The 14,078-nt window shown below is 51.4% G+C and carries 14 protein-coding genes; 12 read left to right on the forward strand and 2 right to left on the reverse strand.

All coding sequences use genetic code 11. From position 1 onward, the window contains the following. Window positions 1–456: nucleoside 2-deoxyribosyltransferase (locus OXG87_20015; protein MCY3871841.1), on the reverse strand; the 456-nt coding region annotated here is incomplete at its 3' end. Between the two features lie 135 nt (window positions 457–591). On the opposite strand from OXG87_20015, the gene OXG87_20020 reads away from it, so the two are divergent. The 3 genes from OXG87_20020 (at window position 592) to dprA (ending at window position 4,675) form a co-directional block, all read left to right on the forward strand. Further along, on the forward strand, window positions 592–1,872 hold the full coding sequence (locus OXG87_20020; protein ID MCY3871842.1) for an MFS transporter: 1,281 nt from the start codon (window positions 592–594) through the stop codon (window positions 1,870–1,872). 47 nt (window positions 1,873–1,919) lie between these two features. Further along, window positions 1,920–3,398 carry a sulfatase-like hydrolase/transferase gene (locus tag OXG87_20025; GenBank protein ID MCY3871843.1) on the forward strand — a complete coding sequence of 493 codons (1,479 nt, stop codon included), beginning with the start codon at window positions 1,920–1,922 and terminating at the stop codon, window positions 3,396–3,398. Between the two features lie 158 nt (window positions 3,399–3,556). Further along, complete coding sequence (dprA, locus tag OXG87_20030; protein MCY3871844.1) at window positions 3,557–4,675, forward strand: DNA-processing protein DprA; 1,119 nt, start codon at window positions 3,557–3,559, stop codon at window positions 4,673–4,675. Window positions 4,676–4,734: 59 nt separating this feature from the next. On the opposite strand, the gene lexA is transcribed toward dprA, so the two are convergent. After that, window positions 4,735–5,364, reverse strand: coding sequence for a transcriptional repressor LexA (gene lexA / locus OXG87_20035; GenBank protein MCY3871845.1), 630 nt, complete (start codon window positions 5,362–5,364; stop codon window positions 4,735–4,737). Between the two features lie 248 nt (window positions 5,365–5,612). Here lexA and OXG87_20040 point away from each other — a divergent pair, with 248 nt between their 5' ends. The 9 genes from OXG87_20040 to OXG87_20080 all read left to right on the forward strand — a co-directional run bounded on the left by OXG87_20040 (window position 5,613) and on the right by OXG87_20080 (window position 14,075). Then, window positions 5,613–6,554 carry a hypothetical protein gene (locus OXG87_20040; protein ID MCY3871846.1) on the forward strand — a complete coding sequence of 314 codons (942 nt, stop codon included), beginning with the start codon at window positions 5,613–5,615 and terminating at the stop codon, window positions 6,552–6,554. Window positions 6,555–6,601: 47 nt separating this feature from the next. Then, complete coding sequence (locus OXG87_20045; protein MCY3871847.1) at window positions 6,602–7,024, forward strand: PqqD family protein; 423 nt, start codon at window positions 6,602–6,604, stop codon at window positions 7,022–7,024. Between the two features lie 136 nt (window positions 7,025–7,160). After that, window positions 7,161–9,710, forward strand: a complete 2,550-nt coding sequence (locus tag OXG87_20050; GenBank protein ID MCY3871848.1) for a SufD family Fe-S cluster assembly protein — start codon at window positions 7,161–7,163, stop codon at window positions 9,708–9,710. A gap of 18 nt (window positions 9,711–9,728) precedes the next feature. Beyond that, window positions 9,729–10,031, forward strand: a complete 303-nt coding sequence (locus tag OXG87_20055; GenBank protein ID MCY3871849.1) for a hypothetical protein — start codon at window positions 9,729–9,731, stop codon at window positions 10,029–10,031. Beyond that, entirely contained in the window at window positions 9,973–10,281 is a 309-nt protein-coding gene (locus OXG87_20060; GenBank protein MCY3871850.1) for a hypothetical protein, read from the forward strand. Before OXG87_20055 ends, OXG87_20060 begins: the two co-directional genes overlap by 59 nt. An 18-nt stretch (window positions 10,282–10,299) precedes the next feature. Then, on the forward strand, window positions 10,300–11,061 hold the full coding sequence (gene sufC, locus OXG87_20065; protein MCY3871851.1) for a Fe-S cluster assembly ATPase SufC: 762 nt from the start codon (window positions 10,300–10,302) through the stop codon (window positions 11,059–11,061). After that, the gene (gene sufD / locus OXG87_20070) at window positions 11,021–12,346 is read left to right on the forward strand and encodes a Fe-S cluster assembly protein SufD (GenBank protein MCY3871852.1); all 1,326 of its coding nucleotides are present in this window, start codon (window positions 11,021–11,023) and stop codon (window positions 12,344–12,346) included. Before sufC ends, sufD begins: the two co-directional genes overlap by 41 nt. Further along, window positions 12,343–13,623 (forward strand): cysteine desulfurase, encoded by a 1,281-nt coding sequence (locus OXG87_20075; protein ID MCY3871853.1) that lies wholly within the window; start codon window positions 12,343–12,345, stop codon window positions 13,621–13,623. Before sufD ends, OXG87_20075 begins: the two co-directional genes overlap by 4 nt. After that, window positions 13,620–14,075 (forward strand): SUF system NifU family Fe-S cluster assembly protein, encoded by a 456-nt coding sequence (locus OXG87_20080; protein ID MCY3871854.1) that lies wholly within the window; start codon window positions 13,620–13,622, stop codon window positions 14,073–14,075. The genes OXG87_20075 and OXG87_20080 overlap by 4 nt, the downstream gene beginning before the upstream one ends. Window positions 14,076–14,078: the final 3 nt, after the last annotated feature.

Here is a 14,078-nt window from a genome sequence, read left to right on the forward strand (position 1 = left end):
ATTCAGCCAGCGCACCAGAGCTTTATCGGAATTGGCAACTTCATCCAAAGAAGTATAATAATAATCTTCCCAGCCGTGTTCTGGCAGACCTGTAAAAAGCATAAGGTTAAGCGCATAGTCTTCCGAATCGGTACAGCGGCGAAAATCGTCTCGAAACAAAAAGGTCTTTTTCTCCAATGCAATGGCAATCCCAAGCTCAACCATCACACCTTCATCGGGCGGCGTACCATTGACAATGGCAAATATCGCGTCTGATTCTTTGACATCGCGCACATCTGCCTGCCCGATTTGATACGCCCATCCGGGCTGTGCTTTATCAATCTGATTATTGCGTTCAAACGGTTCCCACACTTCTGCGCCGAGAGACTCGAGCACCTGAACAAACTCGGGCAAAAGTTTCTGTTTCTGTTGAGACGAAAAACCGTAGGGACTGGCGAGATAAATAATTCTGGACATAGAATTCTCCTCATACTAAAAATTGATCTATAACTTAAGAAGCTATATTAACACTCCCACAGCATTGAACGCAACTTTCATCTTGCATCTCCCGCATGTGCAAGATATAATAATGCGCCAACAGTGGAAAAATAAATGGGATTCTTACCTGAAAAGGGCAATGCGCGATTCAACTTTATTGTGGGAACATTAAATGGTGGCATCTTCGCATTTGGCACGGCATTTTTAGACCCCACCACAGTCTTACCCATTTTTATTCGGCATTTTACAACCTCAGATACGCTGGTCGGCCTGGCCTCATCTCTACACCGCGCAGGTTGGCATCTGCCCCAATTGCTCGTGGCGGGATATCTGGAGCGGCGTGCGCGTCGGCTACCTGTGTACAGACAGGCCAATACCATGCGCATGTCGCTGATCTGGGCAATCGTGCCACTGCTCGCGTGGTACGGACTCGAACGGCCCAGTCTGGTATTGAGCAGCTTTCTCATTCTATATGGCATCGCTTCTCTTTTTGGAGGTCCCGCGGGCAATGCCTATACAGATATCGTGGGCAGATCTCTGCCGAGGTCGCACACGGGATTGTTTTACGCATCCCGTTCATTTCTCGGTGGCGTATTGAGCATTCTCGCAGGCATATTGGTCAAGTATTTTCTCGACTCAGATAGCGGTTATGACTTTCCGATAAATTATGTCATGATCTTCGCAATGGGCGCCGGGATGATGAGCCTGGGCATTGGGTGTTTCTGTCTGGTTCGAGAGCCAGAAGGCGAGATGAGCACGACCCACCGAAACGCCATTCAGGTGATTCGCGGTATTCCTCAATTACTGCGCCGCGATCGCAATTTTGGACGGTTCCTCCTGGTTCAAATGCTGGCATCGGGCATCGGCTTCTCACTTCCATTTTACGTAGTACTCGCCCAGGAGACATTTTACATCTCGGAAAGCACCGTCGGCTTTTTTTTAGCCATACAAACCATAGGCGCAGCTATTTTTAATATAATATGGGGAAGACTCTCTCTCAACTACGGAAACCACCGCGTGGTCTTGTTCGCCGTGCTGGGCGTGGCTTCAATTCCGTGTATGGCATTGATCTTGAGCAACCAAGCGAGTTTGTTGCAACATGCGTCTGAGTGGATAATCGCGGCTTGCTTTTCGCCGATTTTTCTTTTAATAGGTGGAACGACAACAGGCATCTTTATCGGATTCAAAAGTTATCTTTTAGACATCGCGCCAGCAGAGCGCCGCCCAACCTATATCGGCATTACCAACACCGTGCTGGGCATTGGTTCGCTCTATCCCATATTTGGAGGCGTACTCGCAGACCTCGTACATCTTCAAGGCGTGTTTGCCCTATCTGCCACCACCGTTCTGGTGGGATTCTGGCTGTGTTTTTACATGAAAGCTTCGAGTTATTAAAACATGTGCTGACGCGGGTTAAGTCAGTATTATCCAAGGAGTGAAGAATGCCCAAACAACCCAATATTCTATTCGCATTTACCGACCAGCAACGCTGGGACACCATTCACGCGGCAGGCAATCCGCATATTCGCACGCCAGTGATGGATCGGTTGTGCCATGAAGGAGTAAATTTTACCAAAGGATACACGCCCTCGCCCGTTTGTGTGTCAGCCCGTGCATCCCTTATTACCGGACAGTATCCGCACAAAAATGGGTGCTTTGACAATGGATTTAGACAACCGACAGACCGCCCATCGCTGATGGACCTCCTCGCACAGGGCGGGTACCTCTGTCACGGAGTGGGCAAAATGCACTTTACCGGTGATCGTGGAGGACTGCGAGGATTTCACGCACGAGATGTACAGGAAGAAATTTCGGGAACGATTGATACAAACGATTATCTAAAATACTTGCATGCACACGGCTATGAATATGTACATGATCCAATGGGCGCGAGAGGAGAAATGTATTATATCCCGCAAATTTCTCAACTCCCCGCACGCCATCATCCAACGGCCTGGGTCGCAGACCGCAGCATTGACTTTCTGAAAAACCGCGACACATCCAAACCATTTTTCCTGTGGTCGAGTTTTATCCATCCGCATCCGCCCTTTTCGCCGCCAACGCCCTGGAACAAACTCTATCGCGGTGCCCTGATGCCCTTTCCCAAACGCCCCGATAACATGGAAGATCTGTGGACGCATTTCAACCGCCATCAGAATCGATACAAATACCGCGATGCGGGATTGGACAATCGCATGTTGCAGGTTATGCGCGGGTATTACTGGGCGTGCATATCGTTCATCGACTACAGCGTGGGCCGGATCATTGACGAACTCGAACAACAGGGAGAACTGGACAATACCCTCATTGCCTGGTCATCAGATCACGGTGAACTGCTGGGAGATTACAACTGTTTTGGCAAGCGCAGCTTTCTCGATGCAGCGGCTCGAGTCCCCATGCTGGTGCGCTATCCCGAGCGTTTTCCCCGCGGTGTTACAGAAGAAACACCGTGTGGCTTGATGGACCTGATCCCCACATTTTTGGGCGCAGCAGGTATATCCCATAACAACGCAGATTTAGATGGTCTGGACATGGCCGATCTCGTCGGCAATGGGCAGGAACGAATGATTTACGGTCAGATTCAGCGCGGACAACGGGGTATGTACATGGCCTATGACGGCAACTTGAAATACATCTATTCAGCGGGCGACCAAAAGGAATACCTGCTCGATCACCGCACAGATGCAGAGGAAACGCGCAACTGTGCGTACAATATCCTGCACGCTTCCGAGGTAAAAACAATGCGCGAAAAGCTAATAGGCTTTTTCCAAAACGAAGGCTATACCGAACCCCTGGATGGCAACCAATGGAAAGACTTTGGCGCGATAGCTGAACCCAAAAGCGTAGATGCAAATTTGTTAATCCAGGATGCGGGATGGGCGGTTCCCCTCTACAATATTCCCGGATATTCAAGAGACTGAATCCTCCTCTTCCAGCTTTCAAATATTTCAACCCATCACCCGCATTGTGAACAAAATATTCACATAAAAAAGAAAAAAAGCCCATTTAACGGGCTTTTTTTTTGGCATAAATATTGCTTACTTGTATCCCTAAAAACGCACCCCTCAAACGAGACATTATGTGTGACCACGCTATACCCTGGCTGGTACTCTACGCGGTACCGGGCCTGGGCCCCGCTGCCTATTGCGCCCTTCTCGAGCATTTTGAAACGCCGGAAAATATACTCTTGCAATCTCCCAGAGCACTGTGCGAGACCCCCGGCATTGGTCCCGGTACCGCGCAATCTATCTCTACTAATCGGGACTGGGATTGGGCGCGAGATCAAGTCTCACGCGCAAAAGACCTCGACATCCAGATCTGCACGCTCACCGATCCCCTCTATCCCGAAATTCTGACCCAAATCTACGCCCCACCACCTCTGCTCTTTGCAAAAGGCGACATAAGCCATTGCCACAGCCCCACCATAAGCATTGTCGGCTCGCGCTCTTTCACGGCTTATGGACGGGAAACCGCGCATCGCCTGGGAAGTGATCTCGCCAGATCGGGGATAACAGTAGTCAGCGGAATGGCCGTTGGCATTGATACCCATGCACACCGGGGGGCACTCGAACACGGCGCAACAGCAGCAGTACTGGGCAGCAGCCTGGATTGCCCTTATCCACCAGAAAATCGCACCCTATTTGAACAAATATGCGAACGCGGTGTGGTCTTCTCAGAATTTCCACTGGGCACCGGTCCAGAAGCCCACAACTTTCCAAGACGCAACCGCATCATCAGTGGCTTGAGCCTCGGCACAGTCGTTGTTGAAGCGGGCAAACAGAGCGGCGCACTCATCACCGCCCAATTTGCACTTGACCAGAACCGCGATGTCTTTGCCGTACCCGGTCCAATTTACTCGGGCAAAAGTCAGGGCACAAATAGTCTTCTCAGCCAGGGGGCCATTCTCGTGCAGACGGCGCAAGATATTTTGAGCGAAATTGAATATCAGTCAGCGCTTCCCCCTGCAACGGAGCGAAATGAGCATCAACCCCCTGCGCAACCCTCTCTATCCGACCGAGAACAACGCGTATGGGACGCTCTCGCCAACCCGTCTGACGATGCGACCCCCGTACATATTGACGCCCTCGCCAGAGCCGTGGGATTCTCTTCTGGAGAAACCCTCAACATCCTCTTGAGTCTCGAAATTCAGGGCAATATCGAACAACTGCCGGGCATGCATTTCAGGCAAAAAAAATAAAAAAGAGAGATCTATTAAGACCTCTCTTTATATTATAACGCAGCGGCATTCTGCCTCATCTAAAAAGACCGCATCAAACCCACGATTTTGCCGGCAATACGGAATGTCTCGTGGCTTTCGCCCACTACAATGGGTTGATAGGCTTCGTTTTCGGGCACCAACTTGACCTCCGAACCCTCTCGATAGTAGCGCTTAACCGTCGCTTCTTCGCCAATCACAGCCACGACAATTTCACCTTGATGGGCGGATTCTTGATGGCGCGCAAGCACAAAATCGCCGTCTAATATTCCGGCATCGCGCATGCTATCACCCTCAACCTGCAGGGCAAAAACATCGCCCCTCGGCACAAACCCGGAATCAACCGCAAGCGTACTCTCGATATTTTCCATTGCCAGAATCGGTTCACCGGCAGCAACGCGCCCAATCACTGGCACCTCGCGCACATCGCCGGAAAGCGATGTATCGCGTGCCTGGTAATCCGTCAACTCAATACTGCGCGACAGCATGGCGGTTCGCCGAATATACCCTTTTTTTTCCAATGCGGACAGCGTGGTTCGCACGCCATTGGTCGAAGCAATCCCAAAAGCTTCCATAATTTCTCGGATCGTAGGCGGATATCCCTGATTGCGAATCACCTGGGCAATAAAATCGTATATCTCCTGTTGGCGCGCAGTTAATTTTTTTCGCATAACACACCTCCTTATTTATTTTTCAAAAATGCATATATCAATAACCTGCACATTTGAATATAGTGAACGTTCGTGCATCCGTCAAGTTTTCATCTCAAATAATTTTAAAAAAATGTACTATCTTTCCCTATCTCATCCACACTAAACACCGTAAATACATCTACATATCCACTCTTGACACCGCAAATACCCACTTGTATCTTATCTGTGTGAGCGCAGACGCACGAACACTGAATGGAAAGAGCATCATGAAAAACCTCACATTTGACGAATACGCACCCTTTTCCTGGCATGGCATTGGCCTGAACATTCCATCGGAATGGAACCCGGGCAAAATATCGGGAGAGGCCAACTCGGGCGAAGTGCGCCTCGACGATTCTCAAATTGCACGCCTCGAACTCGAATGGAAAGAAGCGCGAGGGGATGATCGCGTGGCGCAAATCGTGGATCGCTACATCGAAGGTCTGGCAAAAAATGCCAAAAAACAAAAAAGCCGTCTGCGCGTTGAACGCAACCCCAAAGCCATTGACCTCGACCTTCCCGCCATGCAAAACACGCAGTATTTTGTCTGGGAATCGCGTTACACAGTACACACGCTCGCGACGTATAGCCCCGCCTCGGACCGTCTCATTTTTATTCGTATTATGGGGCGCACAGATGAAAACCTCACCTCTGTTCTGTCCCCCGTCCTCAATACCCTTCGAGACACCCCACCCGGCGATCCCCTGACCTGGGCACTCTACGACATGATCTGCCAATCCCCCCCGGAATACGAACTCGAAAATTTTGAACTCAAATCCGGGCATATAGGCTTGAGATTTCAAAAAGACAGCACACGGCTCAATATTGACCGCTTCAGCTTAGCGCGCACAATCCTCAGTAGCAAAGACCTCGATGAATGGTACGTCGAATTTTTTACAAAAGATCTTCGACATATTCACATTGAAACTGATATCCAAACTCATGGTTCCAATATTGTACTCTCGATCAATGGACATCCCAAAAGTCGATGGCAGGGCCTTCTCCAACCCCTGCCCTTTTGGAATATGCGCCCCCGCCAGAATCTTTCGGGACGGATTTGGACCGATATGGAGACCAATAAAATTTTTGTCGTACAGACCTACTGGAAAAAATCCGAAGGTGCCCCAAACCTCGATGCCTATTGCAAAGATGTAAAAGCCATTTCCTGACAAAATATTGTTTATCCTGTCTATTCGCCCACAAGCGGAGTCCTGTCATGCTATTCAAAAAACAACCTAAAATTGGCCGCGAAGCCATGTTCAAATCCAAGCCCGTTCGCAACAACCAGGTCGAATGGGAAAAAAACGATGATGGCGAGATCCACGTCACCCTCACCCGCGGCGATTCGTGGAAAGTGCGAACTCTATCTAAAATCTTTTGGATTCCCCAACAAAAAACACTGGTACTCGACGAAATTGGCGCGCAGGTCTGGGACATGTGCGACGGGCGCACAACCGTCGAAGCCATCATCAAGCGCCTGAGTGAAACTCACCAGCTCAATGTGAAAGAAGCTGAAATATCCCTGCTCGCCTATCTCAAAAAGCTCGGACAAAAAGGGCTACTCGGCTTTGCCGTTGCCAAAAAAGACCTGCCCGGCAGCAAGCGTCGCAGGCGCGCCAGCGGCAAGGCATGGGGATAATTTATCACCTCTAATATGTTACTTTACAACAAATTATTTTTGGCTTTTTTTATATCTTTAATCTTGACATTTTTGTATGCTTTAGGTAAGTTTGCCATTGCGCGACTACTTTTTAGACCCCAAAAGGAGTTCTACAATGAGTTCACAGGCCCAGGAACTTGAAACGCTCGCAACGAGCGATTACAAATTTGGATGGGTGACAGATATCGAGCAGGAATCTGCGCCCCCAGGTCTGAATGAAGACATTATTCGATTTATTTCTCAGAAAAAAAATGAACCCGACTGGCTGCTCGAATGGCGCTTAAAAGCCTATCGCCACTGGCTGACCATGACAGACCCGCTCAAACGCAAAAAAAGCGAACAGTGGGCCATGGTCACCTACCCTGATATCGACTATCAAAGCATCGTGTATTACGCAGCACCGAAAAACGCAGGCGATGGCCCCGCAAGCCTGGACGAAGTCGATCCCGAACTGCTCGCCACCTATGAAAAACTCGGCATCCCCCTCGAAGAGCAAAAAATGCTGGCCGGCGTGGCTGTCGATGCGGTCTTTGACAGCGTCTCGGTTGCGACCACCTTTAAGGAAACACTCGCCGAAGCGGGCGTTATCTTTTGCTCTTTTTCAGAAGCCGTGCAAGACCACCCCGACCTCGTGCGCCAGTATCTCGGATCTGTCGTCCCGCACACCGACAATTATTTTGCCGCCCTCAACTCGGCTGTCTTTAGCGATGGGTCCTTTTGCTATATCCCCAAAGGCGTGCGCTGTCCAATGGAATTATCGACTTATTTCCGCATCAACGCCGCCAACACCGGGCAGTTTGAGCGCACGCTCGTCATCGCTGAAGAGGGTGCTTATGTATCGTATTTGGAAGGTTGCCTCCCGCCCGGTGAACAAGTATCAACACCTGCTGGCTGGAGAAATATTGAAAGTCTAAAACCCGGCGATCTGGTGTACGACCACGAAGGTACTCCTCGCAAAGTGCGCGCTGCCATGACCCGGCACCACAAAGGCGAAATGATCACCATTCGCCCGGTCTCGCGCTACAACCAGTTTAGCCTTACCCCTGAACATCCCGTGTTGGGCATCAAGCGTGCGAATGTCCTGCAAAAACGCAAACCGCGCAACGGCTGGTTGCCCGAAGTCAATACCGAGAAATTGCTTGCGGCCACCCCCGAATGGATCCCTGCCGGGCAACTGGCGAAAGGCGATTTCGTTCTCGTACCCAAGTTACAACAGCAGGAAACTTCTACCTTTAGTGACCCGGAATCTGAACTGCTCGGATATTATCTCGCCGAAGGCAGTTCCTACCACAACAAGGCCAATAATCAGCACACCAATCAATTCTCCTTTGGCCTGCACGAAAAGGACCTTATCGCGCAAACGCGATCTCTGATTGAAGATGTTACCGGTAGGCCATCGTATCTGACTGAGCAACCCGACCGCAACGGTGCTGGCGTCTCATTTTTTTCACAAAAATATGCCGACTGGTTCATCGAACACTGCGGCAAAGGAGCCTGCTCGAAGATGCTGAGCGATGGACTGATGAGCTTACCCACGCGCCAGGCCAAGATACTTCTCGACGCCTACCTCAAAGGGGATGGCAATGTCCACGACCGAAAAAATTCGCGCATGGTGCGCTTCTGCACCGGCTCTGAGACACTGGCTCAGCAAGTCCAGATGCTGCTGAACCGGCTGGGCATCTATGCCTGGATTACGGTCCGCAAAGGTGGGGAAGGAAAATTCTCCAACCAGTCCGACCGCATTATCAACCGCCAGCCGCTGTACTATGTCGGCTACACCGAAGGCAAAAAATGGGATATGGTGCGCGAAACGGACACCCACTTTATCGTTCCGATTCGCGAGGTGAGCCGCGCGTCCTACGACGACCTCGTCTTCAACATTGACGTCGCCGAGACCCACAGCTACACTGTGCGTGGCACGGCTGTTCACAATTGTACAGCGCCAATGCGCGATGAAAATCAACTCCACGCCGCCGTAGTCGAACTCGTCGCACTCGACAATGCACAGATCAAATACTCCACCGTCCAAAACTGGTATCCCGGCGATATAGACGGCAAGGGAGGCATCTACAACTTCGTCACCAAACGCGGTGCCTGCCGGGGCGCAAATTCCAAAATCTCCTGGACACAGGTCGAAACCGGATCGGCCATCACCTGGAAATATCCGAGTTGCATTCTTCAGGGTGACAACTCAGTCGGCGAATTTTACTCTGTCGCCGTCACCTCCCTCAAGCAACAGGCGGACACCGGCACAAAAATGACCCACATAGGGAAAAACACCCGAAGTACCATTATCTCCAAAGGCATATCCGCTCTGCTCGGACAAAACACCTATCGCGGCGCCGTACAAGTGCTCAAAGGCGCGCACAACGCCAGAAACTTTACGCAATGCGACTCCATGCTCATCGGCGACCAGTGTGGCGCACACACCTTTCCCTATATCGATGTGCGCAACCCATCCGCGCAGGTCGAACACGAAGCCACCACATCTAAAATTGGCGAAGACCAGATCTTCTACTGCAACCAGCGCGGCATCTCCACAGAAGACGCCGTCTCAATGATCGTCAACGGCTTCTGCAAAGAAGTCCTCGCAGAACTGCCCATGGAATTTGCCGTCGAAGCCCAAAAACTCCTCGGCATCAGCCTCGAAGGCAGCGTCGGGTAATTAGCTAAGGAGATACATATGGCGCAGATTTACACAGCCCAAATCCAGGAACGGGATGGCGTAGAAACCTATACTGCCCAAATCCAAAAAAACGGCGAGAGGTGGATTGGAAGGATACGAGAAATCCCCGAAGTAAATTGTCAAAAAAGAACAAAAAAAGAATTGCTGGATACTTTGGAAATTGAGCTTCACGAAATTTTGGAAGCCAATGCAGATGCATGGGATAAACAGTTTGAGGAAGATGTGAAAGCGGGCAGGCTCGATGATCTCGGCAAAAAAGCCCGAGAGGATTTTCGGGCAGGCAGGTGTACCGATCTATAAAGCGACCCCTGATTTTTGGACGTGTTATCAAAACCTCCCTCGCAAGATACAACAACTCGCAGATAAAAATTTTGAACTGCTGAAGCAAGATTCAAAACATCCGTCCCTGCATTTGAAGAAAGTCGGCGCGTACTGGTCTGCAAGAGTTGGCACGCACTATAGAACGCTGGCATTTGAAGATGAGGAAGTCCTGGTCTGGTTTTGGATTGGAAAACACGACGAATACATGAGGCTGATACGATCACCCTAACTCAAGGAACCAAATAACATGCTCGAAATTCGAAACCTGCACGCAGGTGTGGAAGGCGCGGAAATTCTTCACGGCATCGACCTCGCGGTCAACGCGGGAGAAATCCACGCCATTATGGGCCCCAACGGATCGGGCAAAAGCACATTGGCCCAGGTCCTCGCAGGCCACGAAGCCTATAGCGTTACAGAAGGCGAAGTCATCTACGAGGGCCAGGACCTGCTCGATATGGACCCGGATGAACGCGCAGTACAGGGCGTCTTTCTCGCCTTTCAGTACCCGGTAGAAATACCCGGTGTCAACAGCGCGTACTTCCTGCGCACAGCCCTCAACGCCCTCCGAACGGCCAGAGATGAAGAAGAAGTCGATGCCATAGACTTCCTCGCGCTGATTCGCGACAAACTCAAACTGGTCGAAATGGACGAAAAATTCCTCAAACGTTCGGTCAACGAAGGCTTTTCCGGCGGCGAAAAAAAACGCCATGAAATTTTGCAAATGGCCGTTCTGGAACCCCGCCTCGCCATACTCGACGAAACCGATTCTGGACTCGATATCGACGCCCTGCGCGTTGTTGCCAACGGCGTCAATACACTCCACAGCGCGGACAAAGCGACCATTGTAGTCACGCACTATCAGCGCTTGCTCAACAATATCGTGCCCGACGTGGTCCACGTTATGCTCGACGGACGCATCGTGCAATCGGGTGACAAAACACTCGCCCTGGAATTGGAAGAAAAAGGCTATGACTGGATCAAAGAAGAACACGCGACACAAAGCGTCTAATCACACATCCTGGATTCAAAAATTTGAATCCAGCCTCAATGGTCAGCCACTGCGCGCATTGCGCCAACAGGCAATTGCCGACTTTGACCGCCTGGGATATCCCACCACGGCGGATGAAGCCTGGAAAAGCGTGAATCCCTCAGCGCTCATCAGAACTGATTTTGAGCCTGCAACCCCTGCCCCTCTTGCAGATGCAGAACTGGAACCCTTCATCTATCCCGACCTGCAGGGCATCCGCCTTGTATTCATCAATGGGCATTACGCGCCAGAACACACATCTGACGTACCAGAAGGCATAACCATTGCCAACCTCGCCGACGTGTACGACCATCCACTCGTCAAAGCGCACCTGGGCAAACTCGCACAAACCGCAGATTTGGCCTTCACCGCTCTCAACACGGCATTCATGCGCGATGGCGTATTCATCCATGTTCAGCGCAATATCACAGTCGAAGCCCCCGTGCATATCCTCTTTATCACAACGGCATCAGAAATCCCCACAATATCTCATCCGCGCAATCTGATCATCGCGGATGAAAACAGTCAGCTTTCGCTTGTTGAAACCTATGCGGGAACAGGCACAGAGACTTATTTTACCAATGCAGTCACAGAAATTATCGCCCGCGACAATGCCAGCGTAAATTGTATCCGCCTCGAATTGCAGGGCACAGCGGGTTTGCACGTCGCCAATTTTCAGGCACAACTCGGGCGCAGCAGCAGGATGACCTTTCACGATTTTACACTCGGCGGGGCATTTGTTCGCAACGACGTAAGCGCGTACCTGTGCGGCGAAGGCAGTGAAGCCACCGTCAATGGATTTTACGCCCTCGAAGGATCCCAACAAGTCGATAACTACACCCTGCTTGAGCACGCCGAACCCCATTGTCCCAGCCACGAACTCTACAAAGGGATTTTGGGAGGATCATCTCGCGCGATTTTCCGGGGGAAAATTCACGTACATCAAAAAGCGCAACACACCGATGCCTACCAGCAAAACGAAAATATTCTGCTTTCGGACAACGCGCGCGTCAACACCAAACCCCAACTCGAAATCTACGCCGATGAAGTCAAGTGTTCGCATGGCGCAACAATAGGTCAACTCGACGAAAACGCGCTCTTTTACCTGCAAACACGCGGCATTCCCAAAACCGAGGCAAAGCAAATTTTGCTCCGCGCTTTTGCCGATGACATTATCGGGCGCGTGACCCTCGCCCCCGTGCGGTCGCACCTGAGCGACTTAATCGACACCCGCCTCGAACACATCGATGCAAGGGACATCGCATGAATTCGCCTCTGGACATCTTAACACTCCAACCGCCCGAGCCAGCCGCGCGTCCAGCACCGCCCTTTGACGTGCGCCGCATTCGCGCGGACTTTCCCATCCTGGGCCAACAAGTGCAGGGCCAACCGCTCGTGTACCTCGACAATGGCGCCACAGCGCAAAAACCCCGCGCGGTCATCGATGCCCTCTCGCATTATTACACCGACCAGAATGCCAATGTACACAGAGGCGTACACCACCTCTCGCAAATAGCGACCGATGCTTATGAAGCCGCCAGAAGAAAAGTGGCGACCTTTATCAATGCGGCCTCAGACAGAGAAATCATCTTTGTGCGCGGAACCACCGAAGGCATAAATCTCATTGCACAAACCTTTGGACGCGAGCAAATCGGCGAGGGCGACGAAATCATCATCACCGAAATGGAGCACCATTCCAACATCGTTCCCTGGTGGATGCTCTGCCGGGACAAGGGAGCCAAACTGCGCGTCGTCCCCATGAACGACCGGGGCGAACTCTGTATGGACACGTATCAAACCCTTTTCTCCTCGCGCACAAAACTCGTCTCCATCGTACACATCTCCAATGTGCTCGGCACAGTCAATCCCGTGGAAGAAATCGTGCAAATCGCACACGCCCACGGCGTGCCCGTACATATCGACGGCGCACAAGCCGTGCCCCATCAGCGCGTGGATGTACGCGCCCTCGGCTGTGAATTCTACACCTTTTCGGGACACAAAATGTTCGCACCCACGGGCATTGGCGTCCTGTACGGCTGCGAAACATATCTCGATACCATGCCGCCCTACCAGGGTGGGGGCAGCATGATCCAGAGCGTTGATTTTGACAGTATTACGTACGGAAACTTGCCCAATAAATTTGAAGCGGGAACGCCCAATATCGCGGGCAGTATTGGCCTGGGAGCCGCCATTGATTACCTCAACAGTATCGACTTTGATGGCGCGGCAAAATACGAAGCCAATCTGCTGGAATACGCACACGGCGCACTGTGCGGTGTGCCGGACCTCAAACTGATCGGCACAGCCGAGCGCAAAGTAGGCGTGCTCTCATTTACCCTCGCCGATATTCATCCCCACGATGTGGGCACCATTCTCGACCAGGCCGGTGTCGCGGTTCGCGCCGGACACCACTGCGCGCAACCCATTATGAAACACTACGACATACCCGCAGCAACGCGCGCTTCCCTGGCATTTTACAACACGCGTGAAGACATTGACGCGCTGGTCTCTGGCCTTCACAGTGTGCGAAAGATTTTTGGCTGATGTCAGATTTGCGCGAACTCTACCAGCAACTCATTCTGGATCACAACAAAAACCCCAGAAATTTTCGCGTACTCGATCCAGCAGACCGCTTTGCCGAAGGCTACAATCCCCTTTGCGGCGATAAAGTAGAGGTTTATCTCCAACTCCACGGCGACTGCATAAAAGACATCGGCTTTCAGGGTTCGGGATGCGCCATTTCCAAAGCATCGGCTTCCTTAATGACCGAAACCATCAAAGGCAAAACCCTCGGCGAAACAGAAACCTATTTCAAAGACTTTCATGCGATGCTCACCGACCCATCCAGCAATCTCGACCTCGACCAGATGGGCAAACTATTCGTTTTTGCCGGCGTGCGCGACTATCCCACCCGCATCAAATGCGCGACCCTATCGTGGCACGCGCTCCGGGCAGCTATAGACAATGTCCAAACGCCTATAACCACAGAGAGATAACAT

Source organism: Gemmatimonadota bacterium, from assembly GCA_026706845.1.
GTDB lineage: Bacteria > Latescibacterota > UBA2968 > UBA2968 > UBA2968 > VXRD01.

What these genes read in the sequence shown, in the direction of transcription:
- dprA (MCY3871844.1), top strand. Translation starts at nt 3,557, where the DNA reads ATGTGTGACCACGCTATACCCTGGCTGGTACTCTACGCGGTACCGGGC.
- OXG87_20075 (MCY3871853.1), top strand. Translation starts at nt 12,343, where the DNA reads ATGAATTCGCCTCTGGACATCTTAACACTCCAACCGCCCGAGCCAGCC.
- OXG87_20055 (MCY3871849.1), top strand. Translation starts at nt 9,729, where the DNA reads ATGGCGCAGATTTACACAGCCCAAATCCAGGAACGGGATGGCGTAGAA.
- OXG87_20045 (MCY3871847.1), top strand. Translation starts at nt 6,602, where the DNA reads ATGCTATTCAAAAAACAACCTAAAATTGGCCGCGAAGCCATGTTCAAA.
- sufC (MCY3871851.1), top strand. Translation starts at nt 10,300, where the DNA reads ATGCTCGAAATTCGAAACCTGCACGCAGGTGTGGAAGGCGCGGAAATT.
- lexA (MCY3871845.1), bottom strand. Translation starts at nt 5,364, where the DNA reads ATGCGAAAAAAATTAACTGCGCGCCAACAGGAGATATACGATTTTATT.
- OXG87_20025 (MCY3871843.1), top strand. Translation starts at nt 1,920, where the DNA reads ATGCCCAAACAACCCAATATTCTATTCGCATTTACCGACCAGCAACGC.
- OXG87_20020 (MCY3871842.1), top strand. Translation starts at nt 592, where the DNA reads ATGGGATTCTTACCTGAAAAGGGCAATGCGCGATTCAACTTTATTGTG.
- sufD (MCY3871852.1), top strand. Translation starts at nt 11,021, where the DNA reads ATGACTGGATCAAAGAAGAACACGCGACACAAAGCGTCTAATCACACA.
- OXG87_20040 (MCY3871846.1), top strand. Translation starts at nt 5,613, where the DNA reads ATGAAAAACCTCACATTTGACGAATACGCACCCTTTTCCTGGCATGGC.
- OXG87_20050 (MCY3871848.1), top strand. Translation starts at nt 7,161, where the DNA reads ATGAGTTCACAGGCCCAGGAACTTGAAACGCTCGCAACGAGCGATTAC.
- OXG87_20060 (MCY3871850.1), top strand. Translation starts at nt 9,973, where the DNA reads ATGATCTCGGCAAAAAAGCCCGAGAGGATTTTCGGGCAGGCAGGTGTA.